Source organism: Serratia bockelmannii (genome assembly GCF_051803255.1).
Lineage (GTDB): Bacteria > Pseudomonadota > Gammaproteobacteria > Enterobacterales > Enterobacteriaceae > Serratia > Serratia bockelmannii.
Genome location: NZ_CP196512.1, coordinates 242771 through 259723, shown reverse-complemented (window position 1 = coordinate 259723; position 16953 = coordinate 242771). Strand labels below are relative to the sequence as shown.

The 16953-nt window shown below is 61.5% G+C and carries 16 protein-coding genes; 3 read left to right on the top strand and 13 right to left on the bottom strand.

Annotation, left to right across the window (positions count from 1 at the left end):
- Positions 1–309: 309 nt before the first annotated feature.
- Positions 310–1137, top strand: a complete 828-nt coding sequence (locus ACSJLU_RS01205; RefSeq protein WP_025304915.1) for a dienelactone hydrolase family protein — start codon at positions 310–312, stop codon at positions 1135–1137.
- An 84-nt stretch (positions 1138–1221) separates the two neighbouring features.
- On the opposite strand, the gene metE is transcribed toward ACSJLU_RS01205, so the two are convergent.
- Positions 1222–3510, bottom strand: coding sequence for a 5-methyltetrahydropteroyltriglutamate--homocysteine S-methyltransferase (metE, locus tag ACSJLU_RS01200; RefSeq protein ID WP_072070321.1), 2289 nt, complete (start codon positions 3508–3510; stop codon positions 1222–1224).
- Between the two features lie 90 nt (positions 3511–3600).
- On the opposite strand from metE, the gene metR reads away from it, so the two are divergent.
- Complete coding sequence (gene metR / locus ACSJLU_RS01195) at positions 3601–4545, top strand: HTH-type transcriptional regulator MetR (protein ID WP_016929455.1); 945 nt, start codon at positions 3601–3603, stop codon at positions 4543–4545.
- Positions 4546–4560: 15 nt separating this feature from the next.
- Here metR and ACSJLU_RS01190 read toward each other — a convergent pair whose 3' ends face one another.
- Positions 4561–5421 carry a carboxylate/amino acid/amine transporter gene (locus ACSJLU_RS01190; protein WP_025304913.1) on the bottom strand — a complete coding sequence of 287 codons (861 nt, stop codon included), beginning with the start codon at positions 5419–5421 and terminating at the stop codon, positions 4561–4563.
- A 151-nt stretch (positions 5422–5572) separates the two neighbouring features.
- Between ACSJLU_RS01190 and ACSJLU_RS01185 the strand changes: the two genes are divergently transcribed.
- Entirely contained in the window at positions 5573–5902 is a 330-nt protein-coding gene (locus ACSJLU_RS01185; protein WP_127146909.1) for a hypothetical protein, read from the top strand.
- On the opposite strand, the gene ACSJLU_RS01180 is transcribed toward ACSJLU_RS01185, so the two are convergent.
- The 11 genes from ACSJLU_RS01180 to livH all read right to left on the bottom strand — a co-directional run bounded on the left by ACSJLU_RS01180 (position 5883) and on the right by livH (position 16936).
- The gene (locus ACSJLU_RS01180; RefSeq protein ID WP_025304911.1) at positions 5883–6839 is read right to left on the bottom strand and encodes an AEC family transporter; all 957 of its coding nucleotides are present in this window, start codon (positions 6837–6839) and stop codon (positions 5883–5885) included. The two genes, ACSJLU_RS01185 and ACSJLU_RS01180, sit on opposite strands and share 20 nt — an antisense overlap.
- A 60-nt stretch (positions 6840–6899) precedes the next feature.
- Positions 6900–7637, bottom strand: coding sequence for a glycerophosphodiester phosphodiesterase (gene ugpQ / locus ACSJLU_RS01175; protein ID WP_025304910.1), 738 nt, complete (start codon positions 7635–7637; stop codon positions 6900–6902).
- Positions 7637–8707 carry a sn-glycerol-3-phosphate import ATP-binding protein UgpC gene (locus tag ACSJLU_RS01170; RefSeq protein ID WP_043137521.1) on the bottom strand — a complete coding sequence of 357 codons (1071 nt, stop codon included), beginning with the start codon at positions 8705–8707 and terminating at the stop codon, positions 7637–7639. Before ACSJLU_RS01170 ends, ugpQ begins: the two co-directional genes overlap by 1 nt.
- A gap of 5 nt (positions 8708–8712) precedes the next feature.
- Entirely contained in the window at positions 8713–9558 is an 846-nt protein-coding gene (ugpE, locus tag ACSJLU_RS01165; protein WP_025304908.1) for a sn-glycerol-3-phosphate ABC transporter permease UgpE, read from the bottom strand.
- Entirely contained in the window at positions 9555–10442 is an 888-nt protein-coding gene (gene ugpA / locus ACSJLU_RS01160; RefSeq protein WP_015376293.1) for a sn-glycerol-3-phosphate ABC transporter permease UgpA, read from the bottom strand. The genes ugpE and ugpA overlap by 4 nt, the downstream gene beginning before the upstream one ends.
- A 78-nt stretch (positions 10443–10520) precedes the next feature.
- Positions 10521–11840 carry a sn-glycerol-3-phosphate ABC transporter substrate-binding protein UgpB gene (ugpB, locus tag ACSJLU_RS01155; protein ID WP_049209367.1) on the bottom strand — a complete coding sequence of 440 codons (1320 nt, stop codon included), beginning with the start codon at positions 11838–11840 and terminating at the stop codon, positions 10521–10523.
- A 187-nt stretch (positions 11841–12027) separates the two neighbouring features.
- Entirely contained in the window at positions 12028–13215 is a 1188-nt protein-coding gene (locus ACSJLU_RS01150; protein WP_025304906.1) for a PLP-dependent aminotransferase family protein, read from the bottom strand.
- Between the two features lie 44 nt (positions 13216–13259).
- Positions 13260–13961, bottom strand: a complete 702-nt coding sequence (gene livF / locus ACSJLU_RS01145; protein ID WP_025304905.1) for a high-affinity branched-chain amino acid ABC transporter ATP-binding protein LivF — start codon at positions 13959–13961, stop codon at positions 13260–13262.
- A gap of 1 nt (position 13962) precedes the next feature.
- On the bottom strand, positions 13963–14733 hold the full coding sequence (gene livG / locus ACSJLU_RS01140) for a high-affinity branched-chain amino acid ABC transporter ATP-binding protein LivG (protein WP_025304904.1): 771 nt from the start codon (positions 14731–14733) through the stop codon (positions 13963–13965).
- Positions 14730–16013, bottom strand: a complete 1284-nt coding sequence (locus tag ACSJLU_RS01135) for a high-affinity branched-chain amino acid ABC transporter permease LivM (protein ID WP_025304903.1) — start codon at positions 16011–16013, stop codon at positions 14730–14732. Before ACSJLU_RS01135 ends, livG begins: the two co-directional genes overlap by 4 nt.
- The gene (gene livH / locus ACSJLU_RS01130; RefSeq protein WP_342096812.1) at positions 16010–16936 is read right to left on the bottom strand and encodes a high-affinity branched-chain amino acid ABC transporter permease LivH; all 927 of its coding nucleotides are present in this window, start codon (positions 16934–16936) and stop codon (positions 16010–16012) included. The genes ACSJLU_RS01135 and livH overlap by 4 nt, the downstream gene beginning before the upstream one ends.
- Positions 16937–16953 lie beyond the last annotated feature (17 nt).

The following is a 16953-nucleotide window of genomic DNA, read 5'->3' as shown; positions in this document are numbered from 1 at the left end:
CTCAGTCTAGCCGACAAACCTTGCCGCTCCCTGCCCGTTGGTTGCCGACTGAAACTATTTAGCTCATCAATTCGAAATACCCCCATCTTATCGGTTGCTTAGGGACAAAAAAGCCCTCTAACGCACCTTATGGCACTTACGTGGGCCAAAACGCGTAATAACATGATAAAAAGCGCTTAAAAATGCCGCAAAGCCAGATAATTAGCCGTTTTTTATCGACTTGTCCGAAAGTGCGCCACGCAGCGCCAATAATGGGTAATCTTTCCTATAGTTAATCTCAGCGCTTTTTTCTATTGCACGGAGACCGCAATGAAAACCGAACATGTGATGACATTAGAACAGGCTCAGGGGGGATTCGCCCCGGCCGCCGCGCCGTTGGCCGCCTCCGCGATTATCACCGACGAACAGGGCATTCACGCCGGGCAAACGACCATCCCTTCTCAGGGCGACGCGCTGCCGGCCTATGTCGCCAAACCCGCCGACCATAACGGCCCCTTCCCCATCGTGCTGGTGGTACAGGAAATCTTCGGCGTCCATGAGCACATTCAGGATCTGTGCCGTCGCCTGGCCAAGCAGGGCTATCTGGCAATCGCGCCCGAGCTCTATTTCCGTCAGGGCGACGCCAACGACTACACCGATATCGGCGAACTGTTCCAGCAGTTGGTGACCAAGGTGCCGGATCGTCAGGTGCTGTCGGATCTGGATCACGCCGCGCACTGGGCTATCCGCCACGGCGGCGACGCCGGCAAGCTGGCGATCACCGGTTTCTGCTGGGGCGGCCGCATTACCTGGCTGTACGCGGCGCACAACCCGCAGTTGAAGGCGGCGGTCGCCTGGTACGGCAAACTGGTCGGCGAGAAAACGCTGAATTCACCGAAGCATCCGGTCGATGTCGCCACCCACCTGTCAACGCCGGTGCTGGGGCTGTATGGCGGGCAGGACAGCGGCATTCCGCTGGAGACGGTGGAAACCATGCGTCAGGCGATCCGCGCCGCCAACGCCGAGGCCGAAATCGTGGTATATCCTGGCGTCGGGCACGCATTCAACGCCGACTATCGCCCCAGCTACAACGCCGAAGCGGCGGAGGACGGCTGGCAGCGCATGCTGGCGTGGTTCGCCCAGCACGGCGTCAAATAATTTCCCGCGCATAAAAAAGGGCGCCGAAGCGCCCAATCATCACACCAGTAAATCTATAAGCGGCGGTTTACCCGCCGCACGGTATCACGCGTGCTCGCGTAGGCGCTGCGCCGCCAATACCATGTTGGCCAGCGACTGCCGGGTTTCCGGCCAGCCACGGGTTTTCAGGCCGCAATCCGGATTGACCCACAGACGTTCCGCCGGGATGTTCTGCGCCGCTTTACGCAGCAACGCTTCAATCCATTCCACGCTCGGCACGTTCGGCGAGTGGATATCGTAGACACCCGGCCCGATTTCGTTCGGGTATTCGAACTCTTTGAAGGCTTCCAGCAGATCCATATCGGAACGCGAGGTCTCGATAGTGATCACATCGGCGTCCAGCGCGGCGATGGAGTCCATGATGTCGTTGAACTCGCAGTAACACATGTGGGTGTGGATCTGGGTGTCATCCTGCGCCACGGCGGCATTCAGTTTGAAGGCGTCCACCGCCCAATTCAGGTAGGCGGCCCAGTCGGATTGGCGCAGCGGCAGCCCCTCGCGCAGCGCAGGCTCGTCGATCTGGATGATGCCGATACCGGCTTTTTCCAGATCTTCCACCTCGTCGCGCAGCGCCAGCGCAATCTGCTTGGCGATCACTTCGCGGGTCACGTCTTCACGCGGGAACGACCAGCACAGGATGGTCACCGGCCCGGTCAACATGCCTTTTACCGGCTTGTCGGTCAGCGACTGGGCGAATTTGGCCCATTCGACGGTGATGGCTTCCGGGCGGCTGACGTCACCGATGATGACCGGCGGCTTCACGCAGCGGGAGCCGTAGCTCTGCACCCAGCCATTCTGGGTAAACACGAAGCCGTCCAGGTTCTCGCCGAAATATTCCACCATGTCATTGCGCTCGGCTTCACCGTGCACCAGTACGTCAAGCCCGAGGCGCTCCTGCTCGACGATCGCCTGTTTGATGTGCTCACCGATGCTGGTGCGGTAGTTGTTGCCGTCCAAACGGCCCTGTTTGAAGTCCAGACGCAGGCCGCGGATCTCGGTGGTCTGCGGGAACGAACCGATGGTGGTGGTCGGCCAGGCCGGCAGGTTGAAACGCTCGCGCTGCGCCCTGGCGCGCTCGGCGTAAGCGCTGTGGCGTTCGCTGTCCTGCGCGGTGATCGCGGCCAGCCGGCGCTCAACCTGTGGGTTATGCACGCGGCTCGACTGACGGCGGGCGCGGATCGGCGCGCTGTAGGCGTCCAGTTCAGCCTGTTTCGTCGTGTCAGGCGCGTTCAGCGCCGAGCTTAATAGCGCCAGCTCGGCGCATTTTTGCAGCGCGAAGGCGAACCAGCTTTTCACTTCTTCGTCCAGACGGCTTTCCACGCTCAGGTCGATCGGACTGTGCAGCAGTGAACAGGAGGAGCCAATCCACAGCGGGCGGGTGCCCACCAGCGGCTGCAGACGTTCAAACCAGCGGCTCAGATCGGCGCGCCAAACGTTGCGGCCGTTGATCACCCCCAGCGACAGCAGCCAGTCTTGCGGCAATGCGGCGCTCAGCGTGGCGATATCGTCATGACCAGCGACCAGATCGACATGCAGCCCCTGCACCGGCAGCGTGCGAATGGTGTCGAGGTTGTGGCCTACGCTGTCGAAATACGTGGTCAACAGCAGCTTCACCTGCCCCTGCAGCGCGTCGTAAGCCGGTTTGAACGCGTCCAGCCAGGCTTGCGGCAGCTCCAGCACCAGCGCAGGCTCGTCAATTTGCACCCACTCGACGCCGCGCTTCGCCAGCTCGGCCAGCACCTGCTGGTAAACCGGCAGGATCTCTTTCAGCAGCGACAGGCGGTCGAACGGCTCGCCCTTCACTTTCCCTAACCACAGATAAGTCACCGGGCCAAGCAGCACCGGCTTGATGCGATGGCCGAGCGCCAGCGCTTCATCCACTTCGTCCAACAGCTGAGTCCAGCCCAGTTTGAACTGCTGGCCTTGCTGGAATTCGGGCACCATGTAGTGATAGTTGGTGTTAAACCATTTGGTCATTTCCGCCGCGGCCGCCGGCTCGCCGGTCGGTGCGCGGCCACGGCCGATGCGGAACAGCGTGTCCAGATCGATCGAGCCATCCGCATTCTGATGGCGCGCCGGCACGTTGCCCAGCAGCAGGCTGGTGGTCAACACATGATCGTACCAGGCGAAATCGCCGACCGGCACCAAATCCACCCCGGCCTGCTGTTGCTGTTGCCAATGACGAGCGCGCAGCTCGCGGCCAACCGCCAACAGCTCTTCCTGCGTTGAGTTGCCGGCCCAGTAGCTTTCCTGAGCTTTTTTCAGCTCACGTCGTAGCCCAACGCGAGGAAAACCCAGTGTGTGATTCAAAATTGCCATCGTCATATTCCCCATTTAGCCGTCCAGATGTTTACACATCCATAATCAGCAGGTACTGTATTAACCACAAGCGCAATTTATTCACTGTCAATGTGAAGGACTCTCATGATCGAACTGAAACATTTACGGACGCTGCAGGCCCTGCGCAACAGCGGTTCGCTGGCGGGGGCGGCGGCCCAACTTCACCAGACGCAGTCTGCCCTGTCGCACCAGTTCAGCGATCTTGAACAACGTCTGGGCTTCAAGCTGTTCGTGCGCAAGAGCCAGCCCTTGCGCTTCACCGCCCAGGGCGAGATCCTGCTGCAGCTGGCGGAGCAGGTCCTCCCGCAGATCCAACAGGCGCTGCAGGCCTGCCACGAGCCGCATCAGACCACGCTGCGCATCGCCATCGAATGCCACAGCTGCATTCAGTGGCTGACGCCGGCGCTGGACAACTTCCGCCAGCGTTTCCCGCAGGTGGTGATGGACTTCACCTCCGGCGTCACTTTCGATCCGCAGCCGGCCCTGCAACAGGGCGAGCTGGATCTGGTGATGACGTCGGATATTCTGCCGCGCAGCGGCCTGCACTATTCGCCGATGTTCGATTTCGAGGTGCGTCTGGTGCTGGCGCCGGATCATCCGCTCGCCGGCAAGCCGCACATCGAGCCGGAAGACTTGAGCGATGAAACACTGTTGATTTACCCGGTGCAGCGCCAACGGCTGGATATCTGGCGGCATTTCCTGCAGCCGGCGGGCGTCAACCCGGCATTGAAGAACGTCGATAACACGCTGCTGCTGATCCAGATGGTATCGGCGCGGATGGGGATTGCGGCGCTGCCGCACTGGGTGGTGGAGAGTTTCGAACGGCAGGGGCTGGTGGTGACCAAAACCCTGGGTGACGGCCTGTGGAGCCGCCTGTACGCCGCCGTGCGCGACGGTGAACAGCGCCAGGCGGTGACCGAAGCCTTTATCCGCTCGGCCCGCCAGCACGCCTGCGATCATCTGCCGTTCGTGCGCGACGCCGCACGCCCTGGCGCGACCGGCGCCAAAGCGTTGGCGGCCGGCGTATAAACTGCCGGCCCCCGTTTAGCCGAGCTGCTTCGGCGCCACCCAGCGTCGATGCACCCACAGTGAAGCGACGATCACCGCCCCGCCGATGATAAAGCTCGGCCAGTGCGGCTGCTGCTGCCAGATGGCCAGATTGACCAGCAGCCCGGCCGGCACATGCATGTTGTTCATGATGCCGAGCGTGCCGGCATCGACCTGCGTCGCGCCATAGTTCCACATGAAGTAACCCAGTCCCGACGCCACCACGCCCAGCCAGATCAGCACGCCCCACTGCAGGTTGGTGGTTGGCAGCTGCTGCGGGTTACCCCACAGGAACCAGGCCACCACCGCCACCACCGCCGCCCCCAGGTAGAACCAGGAAAAGGCGGTGTGCTGCGGCAAGGGGTGCACTTCCATCAGGCGCTTATAGCCGACCATGCCGATGGCGAAGCTGATATTCGCCGCCTGCACCAACAGCAGCCCCCACCAGAAGTGTTCACTCAGTTGGTGATAGCGAATGATCGCCGCGCCCAGCACCGCCAGCAGCGCGCTGAAGACGTAGCCCCAACGCAGGCGTCGGCCGCTCAGCAAGTCGTAGATCAACGTGATATACAACGGCGTCAACACGGTGAACAGCAGGAATTCGGGTACCGTCAGGTAGAGATAGGCGCGGAAGCTGAACAGGTACATGATGCCCAGCTGGAAGGCCCCCACCAGCATATACAGCAGGATCACCTTGAGTTTGATGTTGCGCCAACGCAGAAACGGCAGAAACACCAGCGCCGCCAGCCCGATGCGCACCAGCGCCGAGAATCCGCTGTCGACGTGGCCCGCCAGGTACTCGCCAATCAGGCTGAAAGAAAATGCCCACAGAATGGTGGTTATAACCAAAAGCAGCACGATGGGTTCACCCTAAAAAGACCGAAAGGGCGATTGTAACGGAAGATGGACGCCTAAGGGGATGAAAGGCAGTTTACATCTGAACAAAAGACAAACTACCGACAAAATTTCACCGTTGGGTTAGGCTTAATAAAAAGGCGAGGTAACCATCATGAAAACGTCTCACATTCTGTTCGCTCTGCTGTTGCTGCCTGGGTTGGCGGCGGCGGCCAACGGCGTAACCGACCTGCGCTCACAGCAGCAGTTACTCAACCAAAACAACCAGCAAGCGCAGCAACAGCGCCTGTTGAACAACCGGCAGATGGATCAACGCCGCCTGCAGCAGCAGCGACAGTTCGACAATCAGCGGCAACAGCTGATGCAAACCACGCCGAACGGCGGGCAGTTGCTGCCTAACAGCAACCAGCCGCGCGATCCGTTCAACCGCACCGCACCGGCGGTGCCGCAGGCGCCGATGCCGGCTATGCCCGCACGCCCATAACGGTGAGGATCAGCGGCGTGGTGATCGCCGCCAGCACGGTAGACATCACCAGGCTGGTGGCGGCCGGGCCGGTGAGCGTATTGAACTGGCGCGACATCAGGTAGACGTTCACCCCCACCGCCATCGATCCAAGTAGCACAACAACGCGGGTTTCCATCGGCGGCAGATCCATCATCCAGGCCAGCAGCCAAATCACTAGCGGCTGCACCAGCAACTTCAGCACGCAGATGGCGCTGCTCAGCTGCCAGCCTTCGCTGATGCGGTACTCGGCAAGCCCCATGCCAAGCACCACCAGCGACAGCGGCGCCGCCACCTGGCCGAGCATGCTGACCGGTCGATCGACGAAGTCCGGCAGCGGCAAGCCGGTCAGGCTAAACAGCGTGCCGGACAAAATGCCGACGATCAGCGGGTTGGTCAGCACGCTGCGCGCGGTTTTAGCGAAACCACTCAACGTCGGCGAGCCGTTGCGCGCCCATTCGATCGACACCGTCACCAGCGTCCACAGGATCAGGCCGTTGAACACCAGCACCAGCGCCACCGACGGGATCGCCGCCTGCCCCAGCATTACGCTGGCGATCGGTAAACCGAGCATCACGTTATTGGAGAAAATACCGCCTAACGCAAACACCGATCCGGCGACGCCATCCAACCGGAAGAGGTGCCGGGCGACCAGGCGGCCAAGCACAAATACGATCAGGCAGCTGCCAAAGAACGCGATCAGCAGCCGGGCGTCGACCGCCGGGCGCTGCGAGAAGTCGCACATCATGCGAAACAGCATGGCGGGCAAGGCGAGGGAAAACACGAAGCGCGTCAGGCCATCGGTGATGCTGGAGGGCCATTTCCCCCAGCGAATCAGCCCATAACCCAATGCGATCAGGACGAACAGCGGTAAAGACAGCACGATCTGGTGCCACAGTGACAGGATAAAGCCAGGCATCGCATTCCTTCCGGTGGTGCGGCGGCAAGGCTTGTCGTCGCGGGATTCATCGGCGCCGGATTAAAAAGCCGGGCCAATCAAATCTATCCGGTCGGTGCAAATGCAGTCAACGCCCCAGTCGAGCAGCAGGCGCGCGCGATCCGGTTGGTTGACGGTATACACCAAAATACGCAGCCCGGCGTCTTTCAACGCTTTCACCCGCTCGGCGGTCAGCGCTTTGTGGTCGATATGCAGCGAGACGCAGTCCAAGCGTTCGGTCAGCTCGCGCCAGTTGTCGTCCCAGGCCTCCAGCAGCAAGCCGCGCGGCAAATCCGGCACGGTGCGCTGCGCCGCCGCCAGCGCTTCTACCGAGAAGGAAGAAAGCAGCGGATCGGTCTGCCCTTGCCACAGCAACCGCGCCGCCAGCGCCACCACCCGGCCGGTTTCATCGTCGCTGCCGGTGGTCGGTTTGATCTCGATATTGGCCATCAGGCCGTGTTCCCGGCAGCGTTCCGCCACCTCCGACAGCAGCGGCAACCGCTCGCCCTTGAAGGCCGAGCTGTACCAGTTGCCGGCGTCCAGCTGCACCAGTTTGTCCCACGGCAGCTCGCCCGCCACGCCCCAACCGTTGCTGGTGCGATCCAGCGTGTCGTCGTGCAGCAGGAAAATTTGCCCGTCCTGCGCCAGCTTGGCGTCGAACTCGATCATCTTGTGGCCGTGGCGCGCGCCGACGTCGATCGCCGCCAGGGTATTTTCCGGCGCCAGAGAACCGCCGCCGCGGTGGGCGACAATATGAGGGTAAGGCCAGGGTCTTGTCATCAATCCATCCGTAATCCGCTGTGGGTGTCAAAGAAGTGCAGCGCCTGAGCAGGCAGCTGCAAATATAGCGTACTGCCCGCCGTCGGCAAGGTTTCATGCGACAGCCGCGCGATCACCCCGTGACCGCCCCACTGGCCGTGCGCCAGATTGTCGGCTCCCAGCAGTTCCAGCGTCTGCAGCTGCAGCGGCACGCCCTGGCCTTGCGCCACCAATTGAATATGCTCCGGCCGAATACCCAGCGTCAACGGCCGCCCCGCCCACTGCGGCTTGGCCGCCGGCAACGGCAGCGTCATGCCGTCCGCCAACAGCAGCTGGCCGCCGTCGGCGCTCAGGGTGCCGGGCAGCAGGTTCATCGCCGGCGAGCCGATAAAGCCGGCGACGAACAGCGAAGCCGGCCGTTGGTACACTTCACTCGGGGTGCCGATCTGCTCTGCCACGCCCTTATTCATCACGATCACCCGCTGCGCCAGCGTCATCGCCTCCACCTGGTCGTGAGTCACGTACAGGCTGGTGGTTTTCAGACGGCGGTGCAGCTGTTGCAGCTCCAGGCGCATCTGCACCCGCAGCTTGGCGTCCAGGTTGGACAGCGGCTCATCGAACAGGAATACCGCCGGTTCGCGCACGATGGCGCGCCCCATCGCCACCCGCTGGCGCTGGCCGCCGGAAAGTTCGCGCGGTTTGCGCTTGAGCAGCGGCTCCAGCTCCAGGATGCGCGCCGCTTCCTCCACCCGCTGGCGGATATGCTCCTTGCCGAAACCGCGGATCTTGAGGCCGTAAGCCATGTTGTCGTACACGCTCATGTGCGGATAGAGCGCGTAGTTCTGGAACACCATCGCGATGCCGCGATCCTTGGGCTCCAGATCGGTCACGCGCCGGGTATCGATATAGATATCGCCGCTGGTAGTGCGCTCCAGCCCGGCCACCATACGCAGCAGCGTAGATTTGCCGCAGCCGGACGGGCCGACCATCACGATGAATTCACCGTCCGCCACGTCGAGGTCGATCTGTTTGATCACCGGCGTTTTACCGTCGTAAGACTTGGTGACCGCCTGTAGTTTTAATCCTGCCATCGTCGTTATTTCTCGCTATCAACCAGACCGCGCACAAACCAGCGCTGCATCAGAAGCACCACCGCCAGCGGTGGCAATAAAGTTAGAATCATCGCCGCCATCACCTGGTTCCACTGGGTCGGCGCGCCGGAGGTGGAGATCATGCTCTTGATGCCCGCCACCGCGGTGCCCATCGAAGCGTCGCTGGTGATCAGGATCGGCCACAGATATTGGTTCCAGCCGTAGATAAAGGTGATGACAAACAGCGCCGCCAGATTGGTTTTCGACAGCGGCAGCACGATGTCCCAGAAGAAACGCATCGGCCCGGCGCCGTCGATGCGCGCCGCCTCCAGCAGCTCATCCGGCAGCGTCATGAAGAACTGGCGCAGCAGGAAGGTAGCGGTGGCCGAGGCCATCAGCGGCAGCGTCAGGCCGGTATAACTGTCCAGCAGGTTGAGGTTGGAGATCACCTCCACCGTCGGGAAAATGCGCACTTCCACCGGCAACATCAGGGTGAGGAAAATCAGCCAGAAAAACAGGCTGCGCAGCGGGAAACGGAAATACACGATGGCGTAAGCCGACAGTACCGACACCGCGATTTTGCCGCAGGTGATCGCCAACGCCATGATCACGCTGTTGAGCAGCAGCAGCGAGAACGGCACCTTGAGGTTGCCCACGCCGCCCTGCCAGATATTGCGAATGTTCTCCCACAGGTGGCCGCCGGGCACCAGCGTCATCGGCACCTGAAACACCTGTTTGTCATCCAGCGTGGCGGCGACAAAGGCCACGTACAGCGGGAACAGCACCACCAGCACGCCGATAACCAGCATCACATGGCTGAAGATGTCCAGCCCGCGTCGATTCTCAATCATTGATAGCGCACCTTACGTTCAACGAAGCGGAACTGGATCACCGTCAGGCCGATCACCAACAGCATCAGGATCACCGACTGTGCGGCGGAGCTGGAGAGGTCCAGCCCGGCGAAGCCTTCGCGGTAGATCTTGTAGATCAACGTGGTGGTGGACTGCACCGGCCCGCCGCCGGTGGCGGCGTCGATCACCGGGAAGGTATCGAAGAAGGCGTACACCAGATTGACCACCAGCAGGAAGAAGCTCACCGGCGCGATCAGCGGCAGCACCAGATGGAAGAAGCGCCGCACCGGGCCGGCGCCGTCGATGGCTGCCGCTTCCACCAGCGAACGCGGGATAGACTGCAGCGCCGCGAGGAAAAACAGGAAGTTATAGCTTATCTGCTGCCATACCGAGGCCAGCACCACCAGGAACATCGCCTGGCCGCTGTTTTGCGCATGGTTCCAGTTATAGCCCAGCCCGTTGAGGAAATGGGTGATCAGCCCCAGGCCGGGGTTGAACAGAAAGATCCACAATACCGCCGCCACCGCCGGCGCCACCGCGTAGGGCAGGATCATCAGCGTGCGATAGAGGCGGCTGCCGCGCAGCACGTAGTCCACCAGCGCGGCGAAGAACAGCGAAACCGCCAGCCCGATGCCCGCCACCAGGAAGCTGAAGATCAGCGTGGTGTAGAACGAGTCGAGGTAGTAAGGATCCTGGAACAGCTGTTTAAAGTTATCCAGCCCGACAAACTGGCTGGAGAGGCCGAACGGATCGAGGCTCTGCACCGAATACCACAGCGCTTCGCCGGCGGGCCATAAAAAGAAGACGGCGGTAATCAGCAGCTGCGGCAGCACCAACGCATAGGGCAACCAGCTGCAGCCGAAACCGGGACGGGAAGATGACATAGCAGTTAAACCATTGATCGGGTAAGGAAGGATCGGCGTGAAGATGCGAGCCCGGTCTGTCGGGCTCGCGACGCAGGGTTACTTGGTCGATGCTTCGAAGCGGCGCAGCAGCACGTCACCGCGCTGTACGGCGGCGTCCAACGCCTGCTGTGGCGTTTTCTTGCCGGTCCACACGCCTTCCAGCTCCTCATCCACCACGCTGCGGATCTGTGGCATGTTGCCCAGGCGCAGGCCCTTGGTGAACGGCAACGGCGGCTTGTTCAGCATCTGGCGAGTGGCGACGTCGGCACCCGGGTTCTTGTCGTAGAAGCCCTGCTGCTTGGTCAGATCGTAAGCCGCGGTGGTGATCGGCAGATAGCCGGTCTTCTGGTGCCATTCGGCCGCGATTTCCGGCTGCGCCAGGTACTGCAGGAACTCGGCCACGCCCTTGTAGGTGGCGGCGTCTTTGCCGTTCATCACCCACAGACTGGCCCCGCCGATGATGGCGTTCTGCGGCGCGTTTTTCGCGTCGGCGTCGTACGGCATCATGCCGACGCCGTAGTTGAATTTGGCGTAGTGCTTGATGTCCGCCAGCGAACCGGAAGAGGCGGTGGTGATGGCGCAGTCGCCGTTATAGAACTTCTCGGTGGATTCGTCTTTGCGGCCAAAGTAGGTAAAGTCGCCCTTCTTGTTCATCGCCTCCAGCAGCGCGATGTGCTTGACCTGCAGCGGTTGGTTGAACTCCAGCTTGGCGTTGGTGCCGCCGAAACCGTTGTTTTCACTGGCGAACGGCACGCCGTGCCAAGCGCTGAAGTTCTCCAGCTGGATCCAACCCTGCCAGCCGCTGGCGTAGCCGCACTTCATGCCGGCCTCACGCAGCTTGGCGGTATCCGCCGCCAGCTCCTGCCAGGTTTTCGGCGGCTGGTCCGGGTTTAGGCCGGCCTTTTTGAAGGCATCTTTGTTGTAGTACAGCACCGGCGTGGAGCTGTTGAACGGCTGCGACAGCAGATGTCCGCTCTTGTTGTCGGTGTAATAGCCGGCCACCGTCGGCACGAACACCGACTCGTCGAAGTTGATGCCGGCCTCTTTAAACACTTCATAGACCGGTTTGATGGCTTTGCTGGCCATCATGGTGGCGGTGCCCACCTCGTAAACCTGCAGGATCGCCGGCGCCTTGCCGGAGCGGTAAGCAGCGATGCCCGCCGCCAGGCTCTGTTCGTAGTTGCCTTTATAAACCGGCACAATCTTGACGTCGCTGTGCGACTGATTGAAGCGATCCGCCAGGGAATCCACTTCCTTACCCAGTTCACCTTCCATTGAATGCCAGAACGGGATTTCTGTCGCCGCCAGCGCCTGAGTGCTGACCGCCAGGGTCAACGCGACGCACAGCGTGGTTTTGCGAATAGCGTAGGTGAGCATGCCTAACTCCTGAAAAAGCTGGTGTAAAAGCGCGTGAGCGAAAAGAATCAGTTTTTTGTTCGGAAGCTAACATGCCATGCGCGGATGACAGAAAAATAACCGTTATATGACAGCCACATGACGGCAAGGTGAAGTGAAGATGGCGGTTTGATGTCGGCGGCGGGCATGGGCTCCGCCGCCGCGAGGATTACAGCGAACGGCGCAGGCGCGCCACCGCTTCTTGCATCTGCTGCTCGGTGGCGGTGGCGAACGACAGGCGGAAGGTTGAACGATCCGGGTTGTCGGAGAAGAAGTATTCCCCCGGCACGAACACCACACCCTGCTGCAAGGTCGTGTTCAGCCATTCGGTAGCGTTGAACGGCTGGCGGAAGCGCGCCCACAGGAACATGCCGCCCTTCGGCTTATCGAAGGTGATGTAGTCGCCCAGCTCCTGCTCCACCAAACCGGCCAGGATCTCGCCCTTTTGCTTGTAAGCGGCGCGGATCTTGTCGATCTGCGCCGGCAGGCGATCCAGGCCGAGATAGCATTCGACGATGCTCTGCGACAACGCGCTGGCGTGCAGATCCGCCGCCTGTTTGATGATCGCCACTTTGTGCAGCAGGAACGGCGGCAGGATCGCCCAGCCCAAGCGCAGGCCCGGCGCCAGGATCTTGGAGAAGGTCGAGGTATAGATGATGTGGTCAGTGTTGCCCAGCACCTGCTGTGACACCTGATGCAGCGTCGGGTGGCGCTCTTCGGTGAAACGCAATTCGCCGTACGGATCGTCTTCGATGATCAGGAAGTTATGTTCAGCAGCCAGCTTCACCAGCAGTTCACGGCGCGCGGCGCTGAGGGTGATGCCGCTGGGGTTGCCGAAGTTCGGCACCACGTACACGCCCTTGATGCGCTGGGTTTTCAGCAGCTCGGCCAGCTCTTCCACCACCATGCCGTCGCTGTCGGACGAGACCGACATGATGTTGGCCTCCGCCAGCTCCAGCGTTTGCAGCGCCGCCAGGTAGGTCGGGCGCTCCACCACGAACACATCGCCGGGATTGACGATGGCGCGCATCACCAAATCCAGTGCCTGCTGTGAGCCGGCGGTGACCATTACCTCTTCCGCGCCAGCGGTGACGCCGCGCTCGGCGCACAGCGCGCAAATGCGCTCACGCAGCAGCGGGCTGCCCTCGGTCAGGCCATACTGGAATGCGCTTTTCGGCTGTTCGGTGATCGCCTGCTGGGTGGCGATGCTCAATCCTTCGAAATCGAACAGCGCATCAGAGGGGATGCCGCCCGCCAGCGAAATGACGTGTTCCATCTTGCTGTGCTTAAGCAATTCACGGATGGCCGAACTTTTTACGTTAACGATGCGCTGCGCGAGTAACCCTTCTGTCTTCATTTCTTCTTCTCGTACCTGATTATTTTAATTCGTAGGGGGGCGGATTAACCGCCCAGATACGCCGACCTCACTGCTTCGTTGGCTAACAATGCAGCCCCCGTATCTTCCAACACCACGCGGCCGTTTTCCAGCACATAACCGCGGTCCGCCAATTTCAGCGCCTGATTGGCGTTTTGCTCCACCAGGAAGATGGTCATGCCCTCTTCCCGCAGTTGCTGAATGATGTCGAAAATCTGCTGGATAATGATCGGCGCCAGCCCCAGCGAGGGCTCGTCGAGCAGCAGCAGCTTCGGCTGACTCATCAGCGCGCGGCCGATGGCCAACATCTGCTGTTCGCCGCCGGACATGGTGCCGGCACGCTGGCTTCGGCGCTCCAGCAGGCGCGGGAACAGCGTGAACACCCGTTCAATGCGCTGTTGATACTGCTGGCGATCGGCGAAGAAGCCGCCCATCGCCAGGTTTTCTTCCACCGTCATGCGCGAGAAGACGCGCCGCCCTTCCGGCACGATCGCCACCGCTTCGCGCATGATGCGCGAGGTTTGCCACTGGGTGATGTCCTGGTCCTGAAAGACGATGCTGCCTTCGCTGGCGCGCGGTTCGCCGCACAAGGTGCCGAGCAACGTGGTTTTACCGGCGCCGTTGGCGCCGATTAACGTCACGATTTCGCCCTGACTTATCGTGAGACTGACCTGATGCAGCGCCTGAATTTTGCCGTAATGGGCGGATACCTGATTGAATGACAACATATTATTCTTCGCCCAAATAAGCCCGGATCACGTCCGGGTTGTTGCGGATCTCCGCCGGTGTGCCCTGCGCCAGCGGCGTGCCCTGATTCACCACGTAAATGCGGTCGGAAATGCCCATCACCAGCTTCATGTCGTGCTCGATCAGCAACACCGAGACCTTATGCCGATCGCGCAGCTCGACGATCAGGTGATCCAGCTCGTCGGTCTCTTTCGGGTTGAGGCCGGCGGCCGGTTCGTCCAGCATCAGCAGCTCCGGCCGGGTCACCATACAGCGGGCGATCTCCAGCCGCCGCTGCTGCCCGTAGGCCAGGTTGCCCGCCGAACGGTTGGCCATCTCCAGCAGGCCGACGCGCTCCAGCCACTCCGCCGCACGCGCCAGCGCCTCAGCTTCGGCGCGGCGGAAGGCCGGAGTTTTCAGCAGCCCGGCGAACACGCCGCTTTTCAGGTGCTGATGCTGCGCCACCAGCAGGTTCTCAATCACCGTCATTTCACGGAACAGCCGCACATGCTGGAAGGTGCGCACCACGCCCATGCGGGCGATGGCCTGCCCCGCCAACCCTTCCAGGTGGCGATCGCGCAATTTGATGGTGCCGCCGGTCGGGCGGTAAAAACCGGTCAGGCAGTTGAACACCGTGGTCTTACCGGCGCCGTTGGGGCCGATCAGCGACACGATTTCGCCTTCGTTCAGCGTCAGCGCCACATTGTTGACCGCCAGTAGCCCGCCGAAACGCATCGACAGGCCCTCTACCTGCAGTAAAGGTTGAACGCTCATGCCTGTTCCCCCTTGCCCGCGTGAATGTCCGCCGCCTGCAGCTTCAACTGCGGCCGTTTCATCGGCAACAGCCCCTGCGGCCGCCAAATCATCATCAGCACCATCAGCGCACCCAGCAGCAACATGCTGTACTCATTCAGATCGCGCATCAGCTCGCGCGACACCACCAGCAGGATTGCCGCCAGAATGACCGCGAACTGCGAGCCCATGCCCCCCAGTACGACGATCGCCAACACGAAGGCCGACTCGACGAAGGTGAAGGATTCCGGGCTGACGAACCCCTGGCGCGCGGCAAACAGCGTGCCGGCAAACCCGGCGAAAGCGGCGCTGATGGTAAAGGCGGTCAGCTTGATGCGCGTCGGGCTGAGGCCCAGCGAGCGGCAGGCGATCTCGTCTTCGCGCAGCGCTTCCCAGGCGCGCCCGAGCGGCATGCGCAGCAGGCGGTTGATGACGAACAGCGTCAGCACCACCAGCAGCAGCGCCACCAGGTACAGGAATACGATGCGATCGCTCGGATCGTATTTCAGGCCGAAGAAGTTATGGAAGGTATCCCAGCCGCCGTCGCGCAGGCTGCGGTTGAACTCCAGGCCGAAGAAGGTCGGTTTCGGGATCTGGCTGATGCCGTTCGGCCCGCCGGTGATCTCGGTATTGTTCAGCAGCAGGATGCGCACGATTTCGCCGAAGCCGAGCGTCACGATCGCCAGATAGTCGCCGCGCAGCCGCAGCACCGGGAAACCGAGCAGGAAGCCGAAAGCGGCGGTGACGATACCCGCCAGCGGCAGGCTCTCCCAAAAGCCGAGGCCGTAATAGTGATTCAGCAGCGCATAGGTGTAGGCGCCGATGGCGTAGAAACCGCCGTAGCCGAGCACCAGCAGACCGGACAAGCCCACCACCACGTTGAGGCCGAGGCCCAGCATCACGTAGATCAGCGTCAGGGTGGCGATATCCACCGTGCCGCGCGAGACCAGGAACGGCCAGGCGACCGCCGCGACGATGAGCAAAGCCGCCAGCAGCTTTTGCCGCGGCGTGGTGCCGTCGAAGCTCGGCAGCACGAACGCCGGGCCGGAGACTTTTTTCAATCCCTGCTGCAGCAGCGGGCGCAACAGCTGGAAGAAAAAGACGATGACGCAGCCGATGCCGATCCACATCCAGCGCACTTCCGCCGCGCCGTGCACCACCAGCTTGGTGCCGTCCAGGCTGAGCTGCATGCCCATCAGGAACGACGCCATCACGAACAGCACCGCCGTGGCGATCAGCGCATTGAGCAGATTGAGTTTCATACTTTCTCAACCTCCGGACGCCCGAGGATGCCGGTCGGCATGATCAGCAGCACCACGATCAGCAGCGCGAACGACACCACGTCTTTGTATTCGGTGCTCAGGTAGGCAGAGGTCAGCGCTTCCGCCACGCCCAGTACCAGGCCGCCAATCATCGCACCGGGAATGCTGCCGATGCCGCCCAGAACCGCGGCGGTGAAGGCTTTCATACCGGCCATAAACCCGATGTAAGGGTTGATGACGCCGTAGAACTGGCCGAGCAACACCCCGGCCACCGCCGCCATCACCGCTCCGATAACGAAGGTCAGCGAGATCACCCGGTCGGTGTTGATGCCCAGCAGGCTGGCCATCTTCAGATCTTCCGCACAGGCGCGGCAGGCGCGGCCCATGCGTGAATAGCGGATAAACAGCGTCAGCGCCAGCATCGCCAGGAAGGTCACGAGCCAGATGGTCAGCTGCATGGTGCTGATGGTGGCGGCGAAGCCGTTGCTTTCTCCCAGCACCCACTGGCCGGTCACCAAGCTAGGCAGCGCCAGATCGCGTGAGCCCTGCGTCAGGCTGACGTAGTTTTGCAGGAATATCGACATGCCGATGGCCGAGATCAGCGCAATCAGGCGCTTGGAGTTGCGCACCGGCTTGTAGGCCACCCGTTCGATGCTCCAGCCGTAGGCACTGGCGATAACGATCGAGACCAGGAACGCGGCGCCGATCAGCAGCCAACCGACGTCGATGCCGAGCATCATCAGGGCGGCGATAACGATAAAGGAGACATAGCTTCCGATCATGTACACCTCGCCGTGGGCGAAGTTGATCATGCCGATGATGCCGTAAACCATGGTGTAACCGATGGCGATCAATGCATAGGTGCTGCCCAACGTTAAACCGTTGAACATCTGCTGCAGAAAATAGAGGAATTGCTCTGACATACTCTGAACCCTTGGCT